At 37.0% G+C, this 24,665-nt stretch carries 19 protein-coding genes; 8 read left to right on the top strand and 11 right to left on the bottom strand.

Going from position 1 to position 24,665, the window contains the following annotated elements; translation table 11 throughout:
- Positions 1–63: 63 nt before the first annotated feature.
- The 5 genes from bglX to ODE14_RS05000 all read right to left on the bottom strand — a co-directional run bounded on the left by bglX (position 64) and on the right by ODE14_RS05000 (position 9,226).
- Positions 64–2,286, bottom strand: a complete 2,223-nt coding sequence (bglX, locus tag ODE14_RS04980) for a beta-glucosidase BglX (RefSeq protein WP_263603189.1) — start codon at positions 2,284–2,286, stop codon at positions 64–66.
- Between the two features lie 138 nt (positions 2,287–2,424).
- Positions 2,425–3,894 (bottom strand): glycoside hydrolase family 30 protein, encoded by a 1,470-nt coding sequence (locus ODE14_RS04985; RefSeq protein WP_263603190.1) that lies wholly within the window; start codon positions 3,892–3,894, stop codon positions 2,425–2,427.
- Positions 3,895–3,913: 19 nt separating this feature from the next.
- Complete coding sequence (locus ODE14_RS04990) at positions 3,914–4,774, bottom strand: hypothetical protein (RefSeq protein ID WP_263603191.1); 861 nt, start codon at positions 4,772–4,774, stop codon at positions 3,914–3,916.
- Positions 4,775–4,792: 18 nt separating this feature from the next.
- The gene (locus ODE14_RS04995; RefSeq protein WP_263603192.1) at positions 4,793–6,313 is read right to left on the bottom strand and encodes a RagB/SusD family nutrient uptake outer membrane protein; all 1,521 of its coding nucleotides are present in this window, start codon (positions 6,311–6,313) and stop codon (positions 4,793–4,795) included.
- Between the two features lie 12 nt (positions 6,314–6,325).
- Positions 6,326–9,226: a SusC/RagA family TonB-linked outer membrane protein gene (locus ODE14_RS05000; protein WP_263603193.1), complete on the bottom strand. Its 2,901-nt coding sequence runs from the start codon at positions 9,224–9,226 to the stop codon at positions 6,326–6,328.
- Positions 9,227–9,403: 177 nt separating this feature from the next.
- Between ODE14_RS05000 and ODE14_RS05005 the strand changes: the two genes are divergently transcribed.
- From ODE14_RS05005 to ODE14_RS05015, 3 genes are all read left to right on the top strand, one after another.
- Positions 9,404–10,591 (top strand): MFS transporter, encoded by a 1,188-nt coding sequence (locus tag ODE14_RS05005; RefSeq protein WP_248393207.1) that lies wholly within the window; start codon positions 9,404–9,406, stop codon positions 10,589–10,591.
- A 29-nt stretch (positions 10,592–10,620) separates the two neighbouring features.
- Complete coding sequence (locus ODE14_RS05010; protein ID WP_248393204.1) at positions 10,621–11,406, top strand: NUDIX hydrolase; 786 nt, start codon at positions 10,621–10,623, stop codon at positions 11,404–11,406.
- A 119-nt stretch (positions 11,407–11,525) separates the two neighbouring features.
- A complete protein-coding gene (locus ODE14_RS05015; protein WP_263603194.1) occupies positions 11,526–12,704 on the top strand; it encodes an acyl-CoA dehydrogenase family protein in 1,179 nt (392 codons plus the stop codon).
- Between the two features lie 42 nt (positions 12,705–12,746).
- On the opposite strand, the gene ODE14_RS05020 is transcribed toward ODE14_RS05015, so the two are convergent.
- The 5 genes from ODE14_RS05020 to ODE14_RS05040 all read right to left on the bottom strand — a co-directional run bounded on the left by ODE14_RS05020 (position 12,747) and on the right by ODE14_RS05040 (position 17,985).
- The gene (locus ODE14_RS05020; protein WP_263603195.1) at positions 12,747–15,440 is read right to left on the bottom strand and encodes a PD-(D/E)XK nuclease family protein; all 2,694 of its coding nucleotides are present in this window, start codon (positions 15,438–15,440) and stop codon (positions 12,747–12,749) included.
- Entirely contained in the window at positions 15,437–15,973 is a 537-nt protein-coding gene (locus tag ODE14_RS05025; RefSeq protein WP_263603196.1) for a DUF922 domain-containing protein, read from the bottom strand. Before ODE14_RS05025 ends, ODE14_RS05020 begins: the two co-directional genes overlap by 4 nt.
- A gap of 4 nt (positions 15,974–15,977) precedes the next feature.
- Positions 15,978–16,376 (bottom strand): hypothetical protein, encoded by a 399-nt coding sequence (locus tag ODE14_RS05030; RefSeq protein ID WP_248393184.1) that lies wholly within the window; start codon positions 16,374–16,376, stop codon positions 15,978–15,980.
- A 62-nt stretch (positions 16,377–16,438) separates the two neighbouring features.
- The gene (gene rsmG / locus ODE14_RS05035; RefSeq protein WP_263603197.1) at positions 16,439–17,074 is read right to left on the bottom strand and encodes a 16S rRNA (guanine(527)-N(7))-methyltransferase RsmG; all 636 of its coding nucleotides are present in this window, start codon (positions 17,072–17,074) and stop codon (positions 16,439–16,441) included.
- A gap of 89 nt (positions 17,075–17,163) precedes the next feature.
- On the bottom strand, positions 17,164–17,985 hold the full coding sequence (locus tag ODE14_RS05040) for a GLPGLI family protein (protein ID WP_263603198.1): 822 nt from the start codon (positions 17,983–17,985) through the stop codon (positions 17,164–17,166).
- Between the two features lie 142 nt (positions 17,986–18,127).
- On the opposite strand from ODE14_RS05040, the gene ODE14_RS05045 reads away from it, so the two are divergent.
- The 5 genes from ODE14_RS05045 to ODE14_RS05065 all read left to right on the top strand — a co-directional run bounded on the left by ODE14_RS05045 (position 18,128) and on the right by ODE14_RS05065 (position 23,762).
- The gene (locus tag ODE14_RS05045) at positions 18,128–19,321 is read left to right on the top strand and encodes a pyridoxal phosphate-dependent aminotransferase (RefSeq protein ID WP_263603199.1); all 1,194 of its coding nucleotides are present in this window, start codon (positions 18,128–18,130) and stop codon (positions 19,319–19,321) included.
- A gap of 36 nt (positions 19,322–19,357) precedes the next feature.
- Positions 19,358–22,297, top strand: coding sequence for a M16 family metallopeptidase (locus ODE14_RS05050; protein ID WP_263603200.1), 2,940 nt, complete (start codon positions 19,358–19,360; stop codon positions 22,295–22,297).
- 158 nt (positions 22,298–22,455) lie between these two features.
- Entirely contained in the window at positions 22,456–23,088 is a 633-nt protein-coding gene (locus tag ODE14_RS05055; protein WP_248393166.1) for a peroxiredoxin, read from the top strand.
- Between the two features lie 120 nt (positions 23,089–23,208).
- On the top strand, positions 23,209–23,514 hold the full coding sequence (locus tag ODE14_RS05060; protein WP_072883076.1) for a thioredoxin family protein: 306 nt from the start codon (positions 23,209–23,211) through the stop codon (positions 23,512–23,514).
- Complete coding sequence (locus ODE14_RS05065; protein ID WP_248393165.1) at positions 23,514–23,762, top strand: DUF6952 family protein; 249 nt, start codon at positions 23,514–23,516, stop codon at positions 23,760–23,762. Before ODE14_RS05060 ends, ODE14_RS05065 begins: the two co-directional genes overlap by 1 nt.
- 174 nt (positions 23,763–23,936) lie before the next feature.
- Here the strand turns inward: ODE14_RS05065 and ODE14_RS05070 are convergent, their stop codons facing one another.
- Positions 23,937–24,623 (bottom strand): Bax inhibitor-1 family protein, encoded by a 687-nt coding sequence (locus tag ODE14_RS05070; RefSeq protein WP_263603201.1) that lies wholly within the window; start codon positions 24,621–24,623, stop codon positions 23,937–23,939.
- Positions 24,624–24,665 lie beyond the last annotated feature (42 nt).

The raw sequence follows: 24,665 nt of genomic DNA on the forward strand, positions 1-24,665 counted from the left end.
AACATTCAGTTTTATACTGCCAAAAGCGGGTTTTATCCCGCTCTTAGTAAGTAAACTATAGTATTATTTTAACCAATTAATTCTTTTCGTCTGAACATCCCGTGAATTTGTTCCTACCATAATATCAAATTCGCCGCCTTCCCAGTCAAAATTTAATTCATCATCATAGAATTTAAGATCTTCCGGAGTCAAAGTAAAACTGACGGTTTTGGTCTCTCCTTTTTTAATAAAAACTTTCTGGAATCCTTTCAGCTCTTTTACAGGTCGTACCACTTTTCCAAACAGATCTCTGATATACAGCTGAACCACTTCTTCGCCATCATACCTCCCATTGTTGCTGATGTTGACACTGATTTTTAAAGTCTGATTTCCTTTAAGGTTCGTAGAACTTAAATTCATATCAGCATATTTAAACTGTGTATAGCTTAAACCATAACCAAATGGAAATTTTGGATCATTATCCAGATCAATATATGCCGAAACATAATTTCTGTCGGTATTGTTTTTTGCAGGTCTTCCGGTGTTATAATGATTATAATACACGGGAATCTGTCCTTCTGTTCTTGGGAAAGTCATTGGAAGTTTTCCTCCTGGATTTACGGTTCCGAAAAGTACGTCTGCAATAGAATTGCCGGCTTCCGTACCCAGCCACCAGGTGTATAAGATTGTAGGAATATTGTCTGCTGCCCAATCAAAAACCAAAGGTCTGCCCGCATTGATCATTAAGACAATCGGTTTCCCGGTTTTGGTAACTTCTTTTAAAAGTTCTTCCTGAACTCCTGAAAAATGAATATTGCTTCGGCTTTTTGCTTCACCACTCATCGCATGGCCTTCACCTAATGTCATAATGACAACGTCCGCTTTTTTCGCAGTTTCCACTGCCTCTGCAAACATTGATCGGTCCTGATCATCAGCATTGGCGCCTTTTGCGTATAATAAGGTTGAATTTTTATCCAATTGATTTTTAATTCCGTCAAACTGCGTTACAATTCTTTGGTTATCATCTTTAAATGCCACCGACCAGAATCCGTGATTGGCAGAAGTTTCTTTTCCGAAAGGCCCGATTAAAGCAATGGTTTTTGTTGATCTTGAAAGCGGAAGAATATTTTTTTCATTTTTCAGTAAGACAATACTTTTTGAACCGAATTCTCTTCCGAATTTCCGGTTTTCCTGATTATTCGTCTGCTCCTTTTGTCTTTTTTCGTCGCTGAAACGGTAAGGATCATCAAATAATCCCATCTCGAATTTTTTAACCAAAATCCTTCTCGCAGCATCATCAATAAACTTTGGATCCACTTTTCCTTCCTGAACCAGTTTTGGAAGTTCCGCCATGTAAGCACGGCTTTCCATATCCATATCGCTTCCTGCAAGAATAGCTCTTTCCGCAGCTTCTTTATTGTCTTTAGCGTAACCGTGAGGAACCATTTCTCCGATACTTCCCCAATCTGATACAACAAAACCTTTAAAATTCCACGATCCTTTTAATAAATCTCTTAAAATATATTTGTTGGCTGTAGCAGGAATTCCGTTAATATCATTAAAAGAGTTCATAAACGTGGCAACCCCGGCTTCTGCTGCAGCCTTGAAAGGAGGTAAATACGTTTCATTCAGCTGTCTCAAGCTCATATCTACCGAATTATAATCTCTTCCACCCACTGCTGCTCCGTAAGCCGCAAAATGTTTCGCACAGGCCATGATGGCATCAAGATTTCCAAGACCTTTTCCTTGAAAACCATGGATTCTTGCCAAGCCGATCTGCGTTCCCAAATAGGTATCTTCTCCGGAACCTTCCATCACCCTTCCCCATCTCGGATCTCTGGCAATGTCTACCATGGGTGCAAAAGTCCAGTGAATTCCGTATGCGGAAGCTTCCGTTGCTGCAATTCTTTCTGATTTTTCAATTAATGCTAAATCCCAGCTTGCTGCCTGACCTAAATTTACAGGAAACGTTGTTCTGTACCCATGAATAACATCCTGCCCGAACAATAAAGGAATTTTTAACCTTGACTGTAAAGCTAATGCCTGAAACTTCCTGGTTTCACCGGCTCCGGCTACATTGAGCATAGAACCGACTTTACCTTGTTTTATTTCGTTTAAAACACTTGCAGAATTGGAATTCTGAGGCCCCGTTGCGTATTCAAAACCACTGTACTGAACCAATTGGCCAACTTTTTCTTCCAGCGTCATTTTAGATAACAGTTCAGAAACTTTCTGATCAATGGTCTTTTGCCCGAATGCATTCATTCCAAAGGCTGTAATTGCCAATAAGAAATAAACTCTTTTCATTTATAATTATTTTTGACTATCTGTTTTTTGCTGTTTGTTTTAACGCAAAACCGCAAAGATTTTTAAACTAAATGCTTTTTCTACTTATAAAGACACAAAGTTTTTATTCTTTACAAATTTCAGATAATCATATTAAACTTAAAAAATATAGGTCGCCGTTGAGCTTCCTGAAATGGTAACAGGGGCCGTTTTCTGATTATATTTAATATTAAATGCTTTATCCGTTGAATTGCCGTTCTGAACAATTAAAACCGTTTTTCCTGCCGGAGTTTTGAAAGCTACGGTTGAGAGGTTATCCCCTTGTGTAGATTCAATTCTCTGAGAATTTGCAGGAACAAATTTCGAGGCATGAGCAATAATATAATAGGCAACATTTTTATCATACGCTGCAGATCCGGTAATGGTAACCGCACCTTTACACTGCGTACAACCACCCGGTGTATGAGGCCCGAATGATGCATCATTGGCTACATTCCATTCCAAAGCTGTCCTGCTCCAGTTTCTCATAGATCCAATAATAATGTTTTTTGTGTGCCAATCCAAATCTCCGCCGAAATTTCCTGTGGAGCTTGTCCACTGTTCTGTAAAATAGACATTTTTATTAGGAAATAAATTGTGAACGGTTCCCAATGCTGAAATATCTCCGGCATATAAATGAAATGCAGATCCGTCTACATAAGGATTTGCTGCAGCATCATTCAATATGGATAAAGGATAAGCCGGATTATCACAGTTGTGATCGTAAGCAATGATCTTTGTTGTAATATTTGCAGCCTGGAATGCCGGGCCCAAATTGTTTTTAATGAAAGTTGCCTGATCTCCCGCACTCATGTACATGCTGGGATTATTACCCGGGTGTAGAGGTTCGTTCTGAGGAGTTATGGCATCAATCCTGATTCCCTGGGCCTGCATTGCCTGAATATATTTCACGAAATATTGTGCATATACCCCATAAAATTCAGGTTTTAAACTTCCTCCCATGCTGTTTCCGTTATCTTTCATCCAAACCGGTGGCGACCATGGAGTAGCCAATATTTTAATATTCGGATTAATTACCAGAATATCTTTTAACATCTGAATAACTGCCTGGTCTTTCGTAAGGCTAAACTGTGCCAATGTAGGATCTGTCTGTCCTGTCGGCATATCATCATAGGAAAAAACTTCACTGTTAAGGTCTGAAGCGCCGATGCTGATTCTTAAATAGCTGATTCCGATTCCCGAGCTGCTGAATAAATCGTTTAGAAGCTCCTGCTTTTTAGCAGCATTCAGCTGATTGATCACCTGCACACTTCCCCCGGTTAAGGTGTACCCAAAACCATCAACAGTCTGGAATACCTGTGAAGCATCAACTTCAATGGTTGTTCCCGAGTTTTGATTTCCTGAAAAGTAGGCGGTACTCTGTTGTTGTAATTTTACAGACTGGTCTCCTTTGGTAAGCCATACCTGTACAGGATCTCCCGTGGCACCTCCCCCTCCGTTGTTCCCGGAGTTATCATTATTATTTGCCAGATCCGAAGATGTGCTGCTACAGTTTAAAAAAGAAAGAAGCGCTACACCGCAAAGTGCAGCACTTCTGAATAAGAAACTATATGAATATTGTGAGTTCATATCAAATTTTTGGAAAAGTTTATTGTGTTCTTCTTAGTTCAACCTTATCAATACTCAGACCGTTGACTGTAGTTCCTCCGCATTTAATAACAAGATAAACTGTTCCCGTTGTTGTTGCTGTGTATATTCCTCCGTTTTTGTCACCGTTACATCCTATTGACGAAACTCTTCCTTTAAAAGCCGATTTTCCGCATCCGTCCCATGTATTAATATTTCTGTACACTTTTCCGCTTACGTCCTGTCCCGCAGGAGGAATGCTGTTCAACATATACACCTCAAACCACGTATCTACCAGAGCAGAGTTGGATGATGCTACCATATCGATGGCATATTTCTGCCCTGCAACGACATTCACAGCCTGATAGATTGCCTGCTGATTTCCGCCGTTCGCTACGATAGTTGCTACGCCCGTACCATTTCCCATTATCCATTGAGCCCCCGAAGCACTTATGGGATGTATCGTCCATTTTGAAACATCATCCGCTGAATCAAATCTTCCGCCCTGAATAATGTTTCCGGCCACAGGATCATCTGCAGGAACGGTAATTGTCTGGCTGGCCGTACCTGCAAGGGTACCACCTATACCATATGCCTGATGCTGTATTACATAAGTTCCTTTATCCGGAAGAAAAATATCCTGAATGTTTTTTCCTATGTTGTATCCTTCATCATCTATATTCCATTTTGTGGTAATATAGTTATTGGCATTTGTTGTAAGTCTGTATCTGTTTTCAGCTGTTTTAGATACCTTAAAAGATGCATCCACACTGCCTTGAGTAAGTCCGTTTCCGTTATCATCCAAAGTATCCGGTGTACAGCTTGCAAGAAATAAGGCTGCAGCTCCTAATAAGAATGATTTACAAATATATTTAGTTGTCATTTTTATATAATTTTTAAATTAATATCCAGGATTTTGTTTTAGGATTGTTCCTGTAAGCTCTGTATAAGGAATTGGAAGGATTTCATTTTTACCTGTGATAAATCCTCTTGAACCTAATTTAGAAGATGCTTCTCCCCATCTTACCAGATCAAACCATCTGTGTCCTTCTCCTGCAAGTTCTCTTCTTCTTTCATCTTTTACCGCCTGTAAAGTTACCGGTACTGAAGACAGCCCTACTCTTGCTCTTACTGCATCAAGAAGAGCCTGTGCTCTTGCTCCCGTTCCGTTAAGTGCTTCAGCTTCCATTAGGTAAGTATCTGCTAATCTGATATAGATGTAGTTCTGGCGGTAATTTAGCTCTGAAGCTCCGGGTAATGTAGTCACTTCATCTTTTGTAGGCATAAACTTATTAAGGAAGTATCCTGAATCCATGTAAGCAGGTGAATAATCTGCTTTACCTTCCTGTTTCAACTGTTTTACATTTAATATAGTAGCACCCATTCTCGGATCCCCCAGCATGAAATTATACAGATCCGGTGTAACAGGATTGAATGCCCAGCCGGCAACTACATCCGGAGCTGTTGTTGCAGATTTGCTGTATCCTCTTGGTGCAACCATAATATTAATAGAGTTTCCTTCATCATTTCCCTGTCCCCAGAAGCCCCAGTCCGAGTTTCCTTTATTGGTATGCATCACTTCGAAAATAGATTCTGACGTGAATTTATTATCGGTTACCCAAAGGCTGGCAAAGTCCGATACTAATTTGTACCCGTACTGGCTTGTTCCTCCCGGAGTTCCGTTTACTTCAGCAAATTGAGCTGCTGCCTCCGTTTTTTTATTCTCATATAAGTATACTTTTCCAAGTAAAGCTCTGGCTGCACCCTGCGTAAATCTTCCTCTCTGATCTCCCGAAACAGTCATTGGAAGATCCGGAATAGCAGCAACCAAATCTGCCTCTATCTGTGCGTAAACTGCCGTTTTTGCTGCCTGAGGAATATTATAATAATCGTCATTAGCTTTAATTTCATTAAGAATCAACGGAATATTACCAAACATTCTCACCAGTTCGAAATAATATAATGCCCTTAACGTTTTGGATTCTGCTACAAATCTTTTTTTAATGGCATCACTCATATTTGCCAGAGGAACCTTTTCAATCAAGACATTTGTTCTTGAAACACCCTGATAGTAATCTCTCCAATAGCTTGCAGGCATTGTATTAGGATTCAGCTGATAGTTTGATAATCCCTGAATTCCTGCCCCGTCTGTGGCACTTCCTCCTCCGGCGTAGAAATCATCGGAACCTGCGTTGAAAAAAGTAACCATATTTTCAAATCCTCCGGCATATTTTCTTACAGGATCATATGCTCCTACAAGAGCAAAGAAACATTCCTGTTCATTTCTGAAAAAATTATTGGTATCGAATGCACCCAGGTTTTTTACATCTTCAAGATTATCGGTAGTACAGGCAACATTGATAAGCCCTGTCCCTATTAATAATGATGCTGCTATACTTATTTTATATATTTTATTTTTCATTGTCAGTAAAATTTAGAATGTGATATTTGCTCCAAAAAGGAAAGTCTTTGCCTGTGGATAGTATGCCCTGTCAATACCAAAGCTGTCACCCGCAGCAATTTCAGGATCATATCCTGTATACTTTGTAAATGTGAAAAGATTTTCCGCAGTTATATAAAAACGCAGTTTGCTTACTCCGAAGTTTTGCGTCATTGTCTGTGGAAGAGTATATCCTACCTGAACTAATTTTACCCTTACATAATCTCCTTTTTGCAGATAGTAATCGGACATCCATGTATAGTTATGGTTGGTGTCATTAGTTGTTACTCTTGGTGTGGTGTTGGATGTCCCTTCACCCGTCCATCGATCTAAGATAGCAGTCTGGTAGTTGGCATTTAAGATATCAAGACGTCTAAGTCCCTGGAAAATCTTATTACCAGCCTGTCCTTGTGCAAATACCATTAAATCCCAGTTTTTATAATTCATATTAACCGTCATACCGAAGGTATATTTCGGAACCGAATTTCCTAAATTTACTTTATCCAGATCAGTTATTTTCCCATCACCATTGGTATCTGCCCAGATGAAATCTCCAGGTTTCGCATCAGGAAGGATCAATTGGCCGCCTGCGTTTCTGTATGCATTAATCTGATCCTGATTTTGGAAAATTCCTAATGTTTTATATCCATAGAAGGAACCGTATGATTCTCCTACCTGAATTCTGGAAACAGGTCCCATAGACTGGAAGCCTGGTCCGTCGATATATAATCTTCCGGATTCCAAACTTGTAACCGTGTTTTTAAGGTATGCAAAGTTTCCGTTAACAGAAACACCAAAATCTGTCCAGTTTTTTTTGTATCCTAACTCAACTTCTACCCCTTCGTTTTCCATGTCACCAATATTGGCCGTAGGCGCAACCGTTACTCCCACATATCCCGGGATCTGAACCTGTCTTAAGATATCTGAAGTTTTCTTTTTATAATAATCAACCGTTAAATTAAAGTTATTCAGGAATTTAATATCCGCCGCAACGTTAAGCTGTGATGTTGATTCCCATTTCAGATCAGGATTTGCAAGTGTATTTGGGATATATCCCGGCATAATTACATTGTTTCCATTGGTATAATTCGCTCCCGGTACATAAAAGTTTGCAAAAAGGAAATCGCCGATACCATCATTTCCTAATACCCCGTATCCTCCGCGTAATTTTAAGGTATTGACAATTTTATTTTCTGGCCAGAAATTTTCTTTATCTACATTCCAACCCAAAGAGAATGCAGGGAATGTCCCCCAATGATTATTTGACCCGAATTTAGATGATCCGTCACGTCTTATGGTTCCGGTGAATAAATATTTATTTGCATAATCATATACAACTCTACCAAAATAAGATGCTTTGTGAGTATTGATGTAATCCCATGCATTAACATTCTTTTGATCCTGAGGAATAAAATAATTAAAAGATGCATCTTCATAACTGCTGATAGGAAGATTGGTGTGCGTCACTGTTTGTCCGAATCCGATATTATATTCGTAATATCCGGTACCCGCCAAAACATTAAGGTTATGCTCTCCGAATCTCTTCTGCCAGTTTAATGTATTTTCAAAACTCCACTCCAGTTTTTGCTGGGTAGTTCTGCTTAAGCTGTTAAAATTTAGATTACTGTAGTTAGGGTTTAGATAAAAAAGCGGTGTAAAGCTCTGGTTGCCCCAGTATGCTTTTTTACCATTGATTGATGATTTAAATGTAAAATCTTTTAAAAACTTCACTTCTGCAAAAATATTGGCGATGAAATCATCAGACCATCCTGAATTTCCTAATTGCGTATATCTGAAAGCAAGCGGATTAGACATTTCCTGTCCCACCAATGTTGAAATACCGTAAGGATTTCCATAAGGATCTCTTACAATATTTGGATTTGAATAGGTGTTGCTGTTGGCTACAGCAGGATCTGTTACAACTACGGGTGTTGTAGGATCCAAATTTACGGCAGAGCTTAAAGGCCCTCCGAATTCACCGTTGGAATTAATTCCCTGAGACTTTGTATGCGTATAGGCAAAGGTCTGTCCTACCGTCAACCAGTCTGTTAATTTATGTGTTGAATTTAAACGTCCTGTTAATCTTTTGTAATAAGAAATGTCACTTAAAACAATCCCGGTCTGATCAAAATATCCGAATGAACCGTAGAATGTAGATTTTTCATTTCCTCCGCTGATGCTTACTTCGTGGTTTGATCTTTCTCCTGTACCAAAAATGACATTCTGCCAATCTGTTCCGCCACCCAATGATTGTGGATTCTGGAATACAGGGTTTTGCCCTCCGTTTACATAAGCTTCATTCAGGATTGTTGCATACTGTGTTGCATCTAAAAGGTCCAGCTTGCGTGATGCCCTTGCCGTACCGTAAGAACCATTATACGAAAGATTTAGTCTTCCTCTTCTTCCTTTTTTGGTTGTTACAAGAATAACTCCTCTTGCAGCTGAAACCCCGTAAATGGCAGAAGATGCACCGTCTTTCAGTACTTCCATGCTTTCAATGTCAGATTGATTCAGCCATCCGATACCATCCACAACAATACCGTCTACCACCCACAAAGGATCGTTATTGGAATAATAACTGGTAATACCTCTTACCCGAATCGTAGCTGATGATCCAGGCTGTCCTGAATTGGTGATTACATTTACCCCTGCAGCTCTACCCTGAAGTACCTGCTCAGGTTTTCCGGCAGGAATATTTTCGATATCACTTGCCTTGATACTTGAAATAGCACCGGTAACATTACTCTTCTTCTGAGTTCCATAACCGATCATTACAACCTCTTCGATTTTCTGCTCTTTCTCGAGGGTGTCATTCTTTGTGTTCTGGGCATTGAAATTGGCAGTAAAATAAAGCACTGCAACCATTCCCAAACTTCTAGATATTCTTACATTCATATACAGTTAGTTTTTTAATTCTCAAATTGAGACAATAAAAATATATTTTTTTTCTTTTATTTAACATTTTATTAATAATTATTTTAATTTTTCGTTTATTTTTGGGGGTTTAAAGGCATAATTTTTATCTTTAAAAAGCTGATTTTTGTTAAAATTTTAATGATAACCGTCCCCAAAATGACAACCAAACTTTCAAAAATTTCACTTCCGCTGCGACTTACTTTTCTAATTTTTTCGATGGTGCTGAATTGTATGGGTATCGTTATCCTCCAGCTTTCAGAGGCAAAAGTTACCTATGAAAAACTTGGTTTCTTAGAATCATTCAAGGATCTTCCGATTGCATTTATTTCACTTTTTGCAGTAAATTTTATCAGCAGATTCGGAACGAAAAAATCACTCATTCTGGCTTTAACAATTGTTGGGATCTGTTCACTTATTTTACCATTTGTGGAAGTATTTTGGTTTTACCGGCTGTGGTTTGCAATCATCGGGGCCTGTTTTGCGATTGGCAAAATATGTGTTTTCGGGATTATCAGGAATAATATTTCAGAAGAAAAAGCACTCGCCAAAACCATGAACAGCGTAGAGGCGTCTTTTATGATAGGAATTTTTGTGGTGAATACAGGTTTCGGATGGCTTATTTCCAGTCAGTATTCACAATTCTGGAAATTCGGATTTTTATCAGTTTCCCTGCTATGTGCTGTTACGATCTTTTTATTTTCAAAACTTCCCGTTTCAGAGCCGGAAAGAATAAGGAAAGATAATATTATAAAAGATCTTGCGGAAATTTTTAATCCGATATTAATCATATTTTTGGCGGTTATTTTTTCTACCGTATTTCTTGAACAGAGTTTTAATTCCTGGCTGCCTTCTTTCTATAAGAAACATTTGAAAGTCAATTCTTTTTTTGCATTGCAGGCTTCATCATTTTTAGCACTATTTTCTTATTTGGGAAGAACAATTACGGCAAATATCATTCACAGATTTTCACTGTCAAGATATTATATTTTTTGTATATCGCTTATCATAATGGTACTGATCATCATCATAGGAATACAGTTTTTTGATACCGAAGATTCAAGGGCGCTTTTGTTCCTGTTTCCTGTAATAGGATTATTTCTAGCCCCGCTCTACCCTGTTATCAATTCAAAAATGATTGCAAGGATAGATAAATCCAGAGCAAACCTTTTTACATCGCTTATTGTTATTTTTTCGTCTTTAGGAAGTTCTGTAAGTTCTATTATTATGGCCCTTTTATTCGGAAACGAACTGCTGTCTTTCTATCCGCTGTATATCTTATCTGCTGTTATTGTGATATTTATAATTAGTTTAATTTATTTTAGATTTGCAGATAAAGAAATTTAGAAAATAATTTTATTTTTACCACCATGAAAATGAATACCGAAAAAAATAAGGAAACACTCCGGGAACTTATTGATACAAAAGATTTTGTAGCACACGTATCTGTCGACTGCACCATATTCGGTTTTCATAACAATATTCTTAAGGTTTTGCTTTTAAAATACCATGATCTTGATTTGTGGTCTCTTCCGGGAGGTTTTGTATTCAATGATGAAGATCTTCGCGAAGCGGCAGAAAGAGTTTTACATGAAAGAACGCATCTTAAGGATATTTTTCTGAAACAGTTTCACACGTTTGGAAGAATCGACAGAACAGAGAATAATGTGCATCAGATCCTGTTAAAAAATAAAGGTATTGAAGTTCCGAAAGACCACTGGATTTTCCAGAGATTTATCACAGTGGGCTACTGCAGCCTTATCGATTTTTCTATTGCAAATACTTTTCCCGATGCTTTCAATGAAACCTGCGAATGGTTTGAAGTCAACAACTTACCTAAAATGGCTTTCGATCACGACAGAATTATTGAAACCGGACTGGAATATTTAAGAATGAATATCAATACGGAAGTGGCAGCAAGTAACCTTCTTCCCGAAAAATTCACCATGAAAGATCTTCAGTGCCTGTATGAAACAATTTTAGGACAGAAATTCAGAAGAAATAACTTTCAGCGCAAAATCTTAAGCTTAAATATTTTAGACAGGCTTGAAAAACTGTATGACGGATCTGCTAATAAAGCGCCCTATTTATACAAATTTAAAAACAGAATTTACAATCCTACCAATCAATACCCTATTTCAAACGAAGAAGAGGAAAACTGATTTATTGTTTTTAAACCGATACATCAACATAAACTATTAAAAATCAGCTTATAAAAAGACATTCAAAAAAATTTCTCTGAAATAGTTAAAAGTCTTATTTTTAGGAAAATTAAAATATAATGTCATATTATTCCCTTACAAGCATTCCCGATTATTACGGGATTGATTCCTTACTTACCGAAGAACACAAACTTATCCGCCAGTCTGTAAGAGATTGGGTAGAAAGTTTTGTAATGCCACAGATTGATCATGCTGCACAAAACCACACCGATATCCCGAACCTGATGAAAGAATTGGGACAGATCGGAGCTTTAGGACCTTATATTCCTGTCGAATACGGTGGTTCCGGACTGGATCAGATTTCCTACGGGCTGATTATGCAGGAGCTTGAAAGAGGTGATTCTGCCGTGCGTTCTGCGGCTTCCGTACAAAGTTCGCTGGTAATGTTTCCTATCAATGAATTCGGTTCTGAAGAGCAGAAGAAAAAATATTTACCTAAACTCGCAGCCGGAGAAATGATCGGATCCTTCGGTCTTACCGAGCCTAACCACGGCTCTGATCCCGGTTCTATGGAAACCAACTTTAAAGATATGGGAGATCATTATCTTTTAAATGGTGCCAAAATGTGGATTACCAATTCGCCATTGTGCGATATTGCTGTAGTTTGGGCTAAAAATGAAGAAGGCAAAGTACAGGGATTGATTGTTGAAAGAGGAATGGACGGTTTTACTACTCCGGAAACCCACAATAAATGGAGTTTGAGAGCCTCCAAAACAGGAGAACTTGTTTTCAATAATGTGAAAGTTCCAAAAGAAAATTTACTTCCGGGAGTTACCGGATTGAAAGGACCTTTATCTTGTTTAAATTCAGCGAGATATGGTATTTCATGGGGTGTCATCGGTGCTGCTATTGATTGTTACTGTACTGCAGTTCAATACTCTAAAGAAAGAAAGCAGTTCGGGAAACCAATCGGTTCTTATCAGCTGCAACAAAAAAAATTAGCAGAATTTTTAACGGAAATCACGAAAGCTCAGTTACTTTGCCTGCAGTTGGGGACTCTTAAAAATGAGCATAAAGCTACCCCGGCACAGATTTCAATGGCGAAAAGAAACAATGTGAAAATGGCCCTTGATATTGCAAGAGAATCCCGACAGATTTTAGGAGGAATGGGAATCATGGGAGAATTCCCAATGATGAGGCATGCTGCGAACCTGGAATCTGTAATAACTTATGAAGGAACTCATGATGTACACCTTCTTATTACAGGTCTTGATATTACCGGAATAAACGCATTTTAAATAATCAAAAAAGGTGGCTTCGATAATCTCAGCCACCTTTTTTTAATTTGAATACGTCTTAATTTCTTCAATAAAATTAATATTAGGATTCAGGATTTCTTCAATCAGGCTCTTTACGGATTTCATAGCATCCTCAATATTTCCTTTCTCAAACTGAAGAGAAACTACTCCTTTTTTAGCTTCGGCAAAACTCCAGATTCCTGTTTCTACAGGCATTCCCCAGAACTCGGGGAGATTTTCAACCACATATTGATAAATGCAAAGCTGCAAAGCCTGCTTTCGGTCACTGTTATGGAAATATTCATCAATTTTATCTTCATCGATTTTTACAACGAGATTTTTGATTTTAGCTGTTTTATAATCTATAATTCTAAGCGTTCCGTTGAGCCTGTCGATTCGGTCTATAAAACCAAAAAAAGAGATTTTATCGTTTTCATTTAAATAAAAATCTACTCCTTCAAAGCGTTTTTCAATATCAATAATTTCTAATGAATTTCCACTTTTCACTAGCTCTAGATCATACGTCAGAATTGTTTCGATTACTTTTTTAGCAATTGCCCGATGAATAAAATTCATTCCTTTTTCATAAAATTCCGGCTGGTGTTTCAGTTTGTCAATAGCAATTTCTATATAATGATCTATTGCTTTAATTGAATTCTTTAAATCATTTTCTTTTAATACTTTACCTTTTAAAGCCTCATAAACTTCTTGAAGTGAGTAATGAACAAGATTTCCATAGTTTTTCACAGAAAGTTCTTCTTCAATCTCATCTGTTTCAGAGGTGTTAAGAATTTTTGAAAGATAAAAATCAATAGGGTTATACAGGTAACTGGTAAGGTGCGATGCCGAAACTTTTGATTTCCATTTTGCCAGTCTTTCCAGAACGATATCCGTTTTCTTGATTTCAATGGGCTGTGTAATGATAGGCTCCGAAGAATTCTCTATAATAAGATGTTCAATTTCATGGGAGCTTTCCATTTCGATCTGCGTAATAAATCTGCTTTTTTCTCCGGTATTTACACCCGAACTTAATGCATTAAACAACAGGTGAACATTCTTAGAATCCTGAATAAGCCGGTAAAAATGATAGGCATAAATACTGTCGTTTTCTAAAAAGGTATGAAGGTCAAAGAACTTTCTTACATCAAAAGGAATATAGGTATTCTGCGAATTTCCAAGTGGAAGTTTTCCCTCATTCACGGAAAGTAAAATAACATTTTCAAAGTTGAGAAGACGCGTTTCCAGAAGTCCCATGATCTGAAGTCCTCGTAAAGGTTCTCCCTGAAAATCAATGCTTTCTGAATTAATATGCTGATTGATCAGGATTTCCAGTGTCTCCATTTTTATCTCAAACAGATACGGAGAAAGCTGATTTTTAATAATCCTGAACGCATTCTCAAAATGGGAAACATTCTCATACTGAATATCATCAATGTCAAGCCATTTTATTTCCTGGCAGAAAGCAATCAGTGCATCAAGATAATCGTTGGTAGAGTTTGCTTTCTGGAGTAAATTAAAGTAGGAAAGACTGCTCAGCAGTTCATTCAGAAGTTTTTTAGAAATATAGACGATATTTCTTTCCTCAATTTTAGTTTTAAAATTATTGATAACCAATTCATCTTCAGCAGATTTCGGCAGTTCTTCAAGAATAGGAAAAATATCGCGGTAATAATAAGAAGATTTATTTTTTTCCAGTTGCTTCTGAAGATAAAAAAGCTGTTTGACCGCATTTGAAAAAGAAAGGTTTTTCAACGGAAAGCCCATCGTAATATTCAGGTTCTGAATCCCATACATCACATCAAGGCTTGCAGGCAGAAGATTTTCATCCAGCAAGACTACAGCTGTATTCGAATAGGTTTTATTGTCAATTTCTTTAAAAATTTCCGGTAAAATCTTGGTTTGGGTAATATTTCCGGAAACTTCATACACTTTTATATTTTTGGGCTGGTTAAAATCGTCCTCAATCCATTTAAAAACACGACTGTCATTAAACTCTTTCCATGTTTTATGATCTCTGAGGAACTTTCCTGCTTCCTGTCTTTCATCATCAAAATAGTATCTGTCTGCCTGAAAGAAACACTGTGCTTTATTCCATTGCAGAAGGCTTCTCACCAGTTTTTCCTCTACCGGAGTAAATGCATTGAAACCGCAAAAGACAAATTCTTCTTTTGTATTTTTAGAATACTCATCAATGTGCTTTCTTGCCGTCTCATGAATCATTCCTGAGGTTGCCCAGTTTTTTTCCAGCAATTTTTTCTTTAATACCGGAAGAAAAACATTCATATTTTTCCAGAAATTGAGGAATTTCTTTCTGGGAACATCGTCTTCATCACCAAGATTTTGCGCCCAGTCTTTTATTCTTTCTTCATCAAACATGTAGTGCAGCACCGCCTGGTCGCTCTCTGAGAATTTCATCATGTCGTCCCAATCCTTCTGCAAAGTAGGAAACCATTTCAGAAATTCTGAAAAATCGTCATTCGGAATAAGATTAAGGCTTTTATAAACATCAAAAGCAAAAAGCCAGAGTGAAATTCCCTGAATTTCCTGTGTATCGGCAATACGATGAATGAGTTCTTCAATCGTAAAAAAATTGGGTAAAAAACCGGAGTAATTTCTTTCTTTTAAAATCTGACGTATAAAGACAATAGGCCGTTTTCCGGGTAGAATGACATTAAACCCGGACAGATCCGTGTTTTGCCCAAGAAGTTCATCAATGATTTTATTCAGGAATTTCAAGACGATTTATAGCTTTTGTAATTTTCTAATCCTTCAGCAATAATACGATTATATTCCGATTGTTTGTCTTCAAGAATTCCGTTTTTTGTTTCACTGTCGTATTGTCGCTGGAAATCCTGATATTCCTTGAGAATTCTGTTATAAATTGTTTTAAAATGCCTGTCGAAATCCGAGGATGTTTTTATATTTTCCGCCACTTCTTTGCGAAGTTTACGTGCGTATACTTCGGCTACATCAAAATGTTTTTGTTCATGAAGAAGCACATAATCGTTAATCCTTTTAACATCTTTCCATGATTTATCTTCGTTAAAAACCGTATTGATTTCTATTTTAATCGGTGCTTGCGGATTTGATGATTTTACATAGGAATAAATCCAGCCGCAATTGGTATAGGCGACTACATTGGTTCCTCTCTGGTTATTTATTTTACTTTTAAAGTTACTCCAGTCTAACTTTACATTTTCATTCCAATAGATTTTCTGACTGAATAATACATTGGAAATCAGAAAACAGGCTAAAAAAATCCATTTCATTTATTTACTCAACTACAATTGTCTTGGTGATCCAGTTATTACCTCCGTTCCAGAATTTAAAAGTATAAATACCCGTTTTACGAGGACTGAAATTTATCTGGTTGGCAGAAGTGTACGTGGCTTGGGTACAAGGTCCGCTGGTTATATATTTATAAGCGGTAACCGTTCTGGTAAGATTGTCGTTATGAACATAATCGTAGCCATAAAATCCCTCACAATGAGACGGATAGGTAGAATACGTTTTAATGCTCTGAATACTGAAAACATCCATCGTGTCATTCACTATTTTTACGCTGTCTATTTTAATTTTATCGATAGATTCAATCGTCTGATAATCGTCGTCATCATCACAGGAAGTAATGGACAATCCTAAAATCAGCACAAAAAACAGAAGCTTTTTCATAACAACAAATTTTGATTATCAGTATATTTTGAGCAAAAATTATTCCTAAAATATGTTAAAATTTAAGAATTGAAATTGCCTTTTGACACGTAAACCACTCTTTTCGTATCAAAAAATTCTTCATCAAAATAGTTTTTAAGATTGAAAATTTCACATTTGATTCCGGCGAGCTCTTCCGCAAGATCTCCACCTTTTAAATATAAAATTCCGTTATGCTTGGGATTAAATTGTTCCTTTTCAAATTTGCCTTTCAGCCATTTCAGAAATTCCGGCATCTGGGTTACCGCACGGCTTACCACAAAATGAAATTTCTCCTTCAGCTTTTCTGCCCTTCCGTGAACGGCATTCACATTCTGCAGTCCTACACCTTCCGCAACTGCTTGTACAACAGTTATTTTCTTTCCGATAGAATCAATTAAAGTAAATTCTGTTTCCGGAAACAAAATCGCCAGTGGAATTCCGGGGAAACCGCCGCCTGTTCCGATATCCAAAACCCTGGTTCCGGGAGCAAACTCCATTACTTTGGCAATCCCCAGAGAATGCAAAATGTGCTTCTCATAGAGTGATTCCATATCTTTCCTGGAAATTACATTAATTTTTTCGTTCCATTCATGATAAAGATTTTCCAGTTTACCGAATTGTTCAATCTGTTTTTCTGTAAGATCCGGAAAGTATTTTAGTAGTAACGTTGTAGACATGTAAAATATTATAAAAAGCAAAAATAAGTTTTTATAAACTTTATTCAAATAACATTAACTAAAGATTCTCAGATATTACTTTTTTAGAGTTATTCTCTTTCAATATTATTATTGGTTCTTCGTAACCTTTTTGTCATTTCTTCATCCATCTTCTTCATCTTCTTCATTTCATCCGTTCCGATCCTTGCAATATATCCGTCCTTAAGCTGAAGATCAACCCTGCCTTCCTGCTTATTAACACTCATATTTTCAATATCTTCACTATTAAAAATATAACCACGCATTATTTTTTTATATTCCGTAAAGGTCATCTTTTTTACAGATTTTGGAAGCAGTGAAAAAATTTTGTTAATCTTCTTAATCTGAATTAAATTGAAAACGTGATCGTTTTCAGAATCTTTAATGCTGACAACAATTCCGGGAAGGCCTGAAAATTTATACGGACCATCGTTGATGGGATACTCTTTACTGAACCATGCTTCCCAGACTCTTCCTTTATAACGCGCGGTGGCTTTCTGGCAGCTGATACCTTTTATCTTCATAAATTCCTTTTCGATCTTCCATTTCGGAACATCGCTTTCCTGAATTACAAGATGTACGGTTTTAAATTGATCATAAAAATTTATCTCCTTTTTTGTATAATCCTTTTCTACAATATAGCTTAAATTCTGATCATAAGATTTTGCCTGAAGTAAATCACCGAAATTTCTTGTAACAGCGTAGGAAGAATCTCTTTCATACTTGGCGGTATTATAAAAATAAGATTTCATGCCATCTGTATCAAGATTCATATAATCGGTAATCACAGAATCTTTTTTACCTGCATCAGGTTTCATCTGGTAAGAATACGTAAAACGGTACTGCTGAGCCGAAACAAAAGAAACAATGAGCAGAAAGAGTAATTTATACATTATTAATATTTTAGGAATCAGAATCCAATCGAATAACTACAAACATAGTGATAAACTTTCAGCCGGACAAAAAAGTTTACTTATATTTTAATTTTCCATAAAATACTTTTTATTATATATTTGTTAAATTAGAAATTATTAAATGGAGAAACTTTCAGACAGAGTAAAACGACTTGGTTACTCACAGACTTTTGTTATGTCCAATAAGGCACGGGAAATGAAGGCCGGCGGAATAGACGTTATCAGCCTTACTTTAGGTGAACCGGATTTTGATGTTCCGGATAATATCAAACAGGCAGCTTTCGATGCCATTAACCAGAATTACAGTCACTACTCTCCTGTTCCCGGATTTTTGGAACTTCGGGAAGCAATTGTCCACAAACTGAAAAGAGACAATGAATTAGAATACAAACCGTCACAAATTTGTGTGTCAAACGGCGCAAAACAGTCTATTTTAAATGTTTTGGCCGCTTTGCTAAATGACGGTGACGAAGTGATCCTTCCAAACCCTTACTGGGTAAGCTATGACGAAATGGTAAAAATGATGGGCGGAACTTCAGTGATGCTTCCCACTTCCTATGTAACGGATTTTAAGATTACAGCCGAACAGCTGGAAGAAGCCATTACTGAGAAGACCAATGCGGTGCTTTTCAGTTCACCATGTAATCCATCAGGTGGATATTATACCTATGATGAGTTGAAATCCATAGCGAGAGTTATCGCAAAATATCCTCATGTCACAGTAATCTCGGATGAGATCTACGAATATATCAATTACGAAACGAAAACCACTTCGATTGCTCAGTTTCCTGAAGTATATGAGCAGACAGCCGTTATCAACGGGATGTCAAAAGCTTTCGCAATGACAGGATGGCGGATCGGGTATTCCGCATGTCCGGAATGGCTGGCAAAAGCCTGTGAAAAAATTCAGGGACAGATGACGAGCGGAGCCAACACGGTAGCACAGCGAGCTTCCATTACCGCATTAAAAACAGATCCTTCGGAATATCAGTATATGATTGACGCTTTCAGAAAAAGAAGAGATCTTGTGTATGATTTAATTAAACAAATTCCCGGATTCAAAGTGGTACTTCCAAAAGCTGCTTTTTATTTCTTTCCGGACATCTCATTTTATATAGGAAAAACATTAAACGGAACAGAAATTAAAGACTCTGACGATTTTGCCATGTTCCTTCTCGAAAACGCCCATGTTGGTTGTGTAGGCGGAGTGTCATTCGGGAGCCCGGAATGCATTAGATTTTCTTATGCAGCTTCTGAAGAAGACCTCATTGAAGCAATGAAGAGAATCAAGAATACATTAGAACAATTCAGTTAAATATAATTACAATAAAAAACTAAAACTATTTCTACAATGAATTTTTTTAAAAGAATTACCATCGCTACAAGCATTGCCGCGGCCAGCTACTGCGGATATGCTTATGGACAGGATTTCCAGTGGAAAGAAGCAAAATCAAACGGTTACACTTATAAATATGTAACCAATGATCCTACTGCTGCAAGATATTACACCCTGAAAAACGGGCTTACCGTGATTTTAAGTCCAACCAAAAAAGACCCTAGGATACAGACTTTTATTGCTACCAAAGCCGGAAGCAAAACCGATCCGGCAGATCATACGGGTCTTGCTCATTATCTTGAGCATATGCTATTCAAAGGAACAGATCAGTTCGGCTCCAAGGACTGGGCAAAAGAAAAACCTCTTTTAGATCAGATTGACGCTCTTTATGAAAAGTATAACTCTACGAAAGACGAAGCCAAAAGAAAAGAAATCTATAAAGAGATTGATAAAGTTTCCGGGGAAGCTGCAAAATATGCCATCGCCAATGAATATGACAAAATGATGTCGGGAATGGGTGCGGACGGAACCAATGCCTTTACGTCTTATGAACAGACCGTGTATACGGAAGATATTCCTGCCAACGTAACGGATAAATTTCTTGCTGTACAGGCAGAACGTTTCAGACAACCGATTTTAAGACTTTTCCACACCGAGCTGGAAGCCGTTTATGAAGAAAAAAACAGAGGTCTGGATAACGACGGAAGAAAAGTGTACGAAGCGATGTTTGCGGCGATTTTCCCTAACAACAATTACGGAAAACAAACCACAATAGGAACCATTGAACACCTTAAAAATCCTTCATTAAAAGCGATCAGAGAATATTACAATAATTATTACGTGCCGAATAATATGGGAATTATCATGTCCGGAGATTTTAATCCTGATGAAATGATTGCCAAAATCGATAAAGCATTCTCTTATATGAAGCCTAAAACGATTCCTGATTATAAAGTTGGCCAGGAAAGTCCGATTACGGCACCTATTACAAGAGAAGTCTACGGCCCGAATCCTGAAAATATAATGATCGGGTTCCGTTTTCCTGGAGCAACAACGAAAGACGCAAGAATGCTGAATTTCATCGGAAGTATGCTTACCAACGGCCAGGCCGGATTAATCGACCTTGATCTTGTTAAAAAACAAAAACTGCTCAGCGCTTATGCTTTCCCATATGTTCTGAAAGATTATTCCGTCCTTTTATTGCAGGGTAATCCTACGGAAGGACAATCTCTGGACGAGGTGAAAAGCCTTCTGATTCAGGAAATTGATAAGCTGAGAAAGGGTGAATTTTCAGATGATCTCATGCAGTCCATTGTTAACAATGAGAAGAAGAATATTATTCAGAAGTATGAAAAATATAATTCAAGAGCAGAGTCTCTCATGGATGAATTTACCTCTGAAGTAGATCATAGAACACAATTAGAATATATTGAAGAAATCTCCAAGATAACGAAAAAAGATATTATGGATTTTGCTTCAAAATATCTTAAAGATAACAATTACGTAGCAGTTTACAAGAGAAAAGGAGAAGATAAAAATATTCTGAAGGTAGACAAACCTGCTATCACTGCAGTTTCCGTAAACAGAGAAGATCAGTCGCCGTTCCTGAAAAAAGTTGATGAGATGCCGGAATCGCCGATCGCTCCAATGTGGCTTGATTTTAATAAAGATATTGATAAAGGCAAGCTGAAATCAGTTGATGTTCTTTCGGTAAAGAATACGGACAATCAGCTTTTCAGACTATATTATTATTTTGATTCCGGAAGATGGAATAACAAAATGCTTCCTTTTGCTGCAGAGTATCTGCAATATTTAGGAACAAAAAACAAATCTTCGGAACAAATCAGCAAGGAGTTTTACAAACTGGCTTCAAGCTTTAATGTAAGTGCAGGAAATGAAGAAACCTACGTTTCGCTGGAAGGTTTAAATGAAAACTTCGAAAAAACGGCTGCGCTATTCGAAGATCTTATTAAAAACTGCCAACCGGATCAGAAAGCCCTGGATTCCTATAAAGCAAGAGTAAAAAAGTCCAGAGCAAACGCAAAACAAAATAAAGGTGCAATCATGAGCGGACTAAGAAGTTATGCTCAATACGGTGCACAGAATCCATTCAATAATGTTTTAACGGATGCTGAGCTTGATGCATTAAAAGCAGAAGATCTGGTGAATATGCTTCATGATTTATTTAATTATAAACATAAAATCCTTCACTACGGGCCAAAATCTGCGAATGAAGTATCATCTTCTTTAGCAACCATTCATAATGTTCCGGCCTCGCTTAAAGACATGCCGAAATCTAAAACGTTCACACAGGTTTCAACAGATAAAAATCAGGTTCTATTTGCTCATTATGACATGGTTCAGGCAGAAATCTTCTGGGTACGAAACAGCGATCCTTATAATGTAAGCATTACACCAACGGTAAGTTTATTCAACAACTACTTCGGTGGCGGAATGGGATCAGTAGTGTTCCAGACGATCAGGGAGTCTAAAGCTTTAGCGTATTCTACATATTCTTATTTTTCTCTTCCGGGAAAAAAAGAGGATAAAGATATGATTATGGCCTATGTAGGAACTCAGGCTGATAAATTCAATGAATCTACAACAGCCATGAATGAACTGCTTACTACCCTTCCGAAATCTGATCAGCTATTCGAAACAGCAAAAAGCGGATTGAAAAAATCTATTGCTGCAGAAAGGATCACTCAGGACGGTATTATCTTTAATTATCTGAGAGCACAGAAACTCGGGAACAATTCAGACGTGAGAAAGATCGTTTACGAACAGGCTCCTAAACTTACTTTTGCAGACATCAATACTTTCCACAACAAAGAAATGAAAGGCAAAAACTATACGTACTGTGTTGTAGCTTCTCAGGATAAAATACAAGAGGCTGACATGCAAAAACTCGGTGAAGTAAAAAAATTAAATCTTACGGAAATATTTGGTTATTAAAATTCACCATAAATAACAAAAAGCCCTGAATTCAGGGCTTTTTTATTTGTATTAAGGCTAAAATGATTATAGATTTTATTTATCAAAACTTGTTTGTTTGATAGACGAAGTATTTCTATATTTGCAACAGAAAAATTTAAATAAAAAAACAAGAAATTATGTCTTTAGTAGGAAAAAAATTCCCGAATGTAACCATTGACGCAATGTCTGAAATGGGTGATGATCTTAGAATCAATGTTTTTGAAGAAGCAACTGCAAATCAGCAAAAAGTTCTTTTGTTCTGGTATCCGAAAGATTTCACTTTTGTATGCCCTACCGAACTTCACGCTTTCCAGGAAGCTTTAGGAGAATTTGAAAAAAGAAACACTAAAGTAATCGGTGCTTCTTGCGATACAAACGAAGTGCATTTTGCATGGCTGAATGTTTCAAAAGACAACGGAGGTATTGAAGGAGTTACTTATCCAATTCTTGCCGATACGCACAGACAACTGGCAAACCTTTTAGGAATTGTTGATCAGGATTTTGAATACAATGACGAAGGTGAAGAAGTTTTCACAGGTTCAAACGTTACTTACAGAGCAACTTATCTTATCGACGAAACAGGAAAAATTTTCCATGAGTCTGTAAATGATATGCCTTTGGGAAGAAATGTAAAAGAATATTTAAGATTAATTGACGCTTATACTCACGTTCAGAAGCATGGTGAAGTTTGCCCTGCCAACTGGGAAGAAGGAAAAGATGCAATGAAAGCTGACAGAACTTCTACCGCTGAATATTTAGCTAAAAATTAATAATTTTTAATATAACAATGTAATAATCTAACAGTATAACAATTTTAAAAGTAGTTTTTTGAATTGTTACATTGGTAAATTTTTAGATTGTTACATTGTTATTTTTATAAAAATAAATTTATGTATACAGAATTAACAGAAGATACGCTGCAGAATATTGTAAGCGAAAATGAAAAAGTAGTAGTGCAGTACGGTGCAACATGGTGTGGAAACTGCAGAATAATGAAGCCGAAATTCAAAAAATTAGCTTCTGAAAATGACAGTATTCCTTTCTTATATGTAGATGCCGAAAAATTGCCGGAAAGCAGAAAATTGGCTAAAGTAGACAATTTACCAACGTTTGCCATCTTCAGAAACGGTGAGCTGGTGAATCAGGTTCAAACCAATAAAGCAGAGAGTTTAACCGAATTATTTAACGAATTATAATGAAGTTACCCATCATAAGACAGTTTTATCAGAATCAGACGCCTGAAAACCTTGAAAAAACACTGGAAGTACTGGAAAGTTTCTGTGAATTCAGAGGAACAAGCGAGGAAGACCTTAATGTTGCCGGAGAATTGATTACCAATATCTGCGGAGCTCTGGAAGTTCATGCCAACGTACAAACAGGAATGAGTGAAAAAGATGCTTTAAACTCTTTTGCTCAGAAGGTTTTAGGATCGATTGATAAATAAATCTGATTTAAAATTGAAAGATTTTAAACTAAATTTTTGCGAAGTTTACCCATAACTTCCAAACAAAAATCCCGATGAAAAAACATCAGGATTTTTGTTATAAAAAAGTTAACTTCTTACCTTTTTACTTCTAACTTCTCACTTCTAACTTTTTACCTCTCATTTCTCACCATCTTAACTTCTTCTGCTCATCAGAATACTTAAGATATACCAGAATAAAAGCATGATTGAAGCAAAAAGCTGTAAAGAAGCTCCTACATATTGGTTCGTGCTGTAAGAATCCTTTAATTTACTTGTCTGATAAAGAATGGTTGCAGAAGCCAGAATTACCATTCCTACCGAGAACCAAAGTCCAAGATTAAATCCGAATAACATTCCCCCAACAATCAACCCAAGAGATATAAATCCTCCAATCACAATGATGTTTCTAAGGAAAGAAAAGTCCCTTTTTGAAGTAAATGCGACGAATGAAATCCCTGAAAACATGGCAATCGTAAGCATTGCTGCCTGGAAAATCACCTGCGGCCCGGTATAAAGCGTTGCAATTTTAATCAGCGGAAGAAAAATAACTGCTTCCAGCAAAATATAAAATCCTAACCCGAAATATTGTGTCGATTTGCTCAGTGAAAGCGACCATTTTGTAGCCAAAACAGAAGCAATCCAGAATACTCCGATAATTAAAAGCCAGATGTAGCGCTGAGCAAACATGGCAAAGATTAACTGATCCGGCACAACCTGCAGTAAAACAGTTTCCACACCGATAAACGCAAGAATTGCTAATGCAACGTGTAAATACGTTTTTTTGTAAAAGTCGGCTTTTTCAATATCTGAAGAATGCGCAACCAAAACGTCTGTCATCATAGTTTATATATTAATTTATTACTCATTATTTATTGCTCATTA

Origin of the sequence: Chryseobacterium sp. PET-29 (genome assembly GCF_025736815.1) — a bacterium.
GTDB lineage: Bacteria > Bacteroidota > Bacteroidia > Flavobacteriales > Weeksellaceae > Chryseobacterium > Chryseobacterium nepalense.

Coding starts and splice junctions, on each gene's coding strand:
- bglX (WP_263603189.1), bottom strand. CDS start 2,286: ATGAAAAGAGTTTATTTCTTATTGGCAATTACAGCCTTTGGAATGAAT.
- ODE14_RS04985 (WP_263603190.1), bottom strand. CDS start 3,894: ATGAACTCACAATATTCATATAGTTTCTTATTCAGAAGTGCTGCACTT.
- ODE14_RS04990 (WP_263603191.1), bottom strand. CDS start 4,774: ATGACAACTAAATATATTTGTAAATCATTCTTATTAGGAGCTGCAGCC.
- ODE14_RS04995 (WP_263603192.1), bottom strand. CDS start 6,313: ATGAAAAATAAAATATATAAAATAAGTATAGCAGCATCATTATTAATA.
- ODE14_RS05000 (WP_263603193.1), bottom strand. CDS start 9,226: ATGAATGTAAGAATATCTAGAAGTTTGGGAATGGTTGCAGTGCTTTAT.
- ODE14_RS05005 (WP_248393207.1), top strand. CDS start 9,404: ATGACAACCAAACTTTCAAAAATTTCACTTCCGCTGCGACTTACTTTT.
- ODE14_RS05010 (WP_248393204.1), top strand. CDS start 10,621: ATGAATACCGAAAAAAATAAGGAAACACTCCGGGAACTTATTGATACA.
- ODE14_RS05015 (WP_263603194.1), top strand. CDS start 11,526: ATGTCATATTATTCCCTTACAAGCATTCCCGATTATTACGGGATTGAT.
- ODE14_RS05025 (WP_263603196.1), bottom strand. CDS start 15,973: ATGAAATGGATTTTTTTAGCCTGTTTTCTGATTTCCAATGTATTATTC.
- ODE14_RS05030 (WP_248393184.1), bottom strand. CDS start 16,376: ATGAAAAAGCTTCTGTTTTTTGTGCTGATTTTAGGATTGTCCATTACT.
- rsmG (WP_263603197.1), bottom strand. CDS start 17,074: ATGTCTACAACGTTACTACTAAAATACTTTCCGGATCTTACAGAAAAA.
- ODE14_RS05040 (WP_263603198.1), bottom strand. CDS start 17,985: ATGTATAAATTACTCTTTCTGCTCATTGTTTCTTTTGTTTCGGCTCAG.
- ODE14_RS05045 (WP_263603199.1), top strand. CDS start 18,128: ATGGAGAAACTTTCAGACAGAGTAAAACGACTTGGTTACTCACAGACT.
- ODE14_RS05050 (WP_263603200.1), top strand. CDS start 19,358: ATGAATTTTTTTAAAAGAATTACCATCGCTACAAGCATTGCCGCGGCC.
- ODE14_RS05055 (WP_248393166.1), top strand. CDS start 22,456: ATGTCTTTAGTAGGAAAAAAATTCCCGAATGTAACCATTGACGCAATG.
- ODE14_RS05060 (WP_072883076.1), top strand. CDS start 23,209: ATGTATACAGAATTAACAGAAGATACGCTGCAGAATATTGTAAGCGAA.
- ODE14_RS05065 (WP_248393165.1), top strand. CDS start 23,514: ATGAAGTTACCCATCATAAGACAGTTTTATCAGAATCAGACGCCTGAA.
- ODE14_RS05070 (WP_263603201.1), bottom strand. CDS start 24,623: ATGATGACAGACGTTTTGGTTGCGCATTCTTCAGATATTGAAAAAGCC.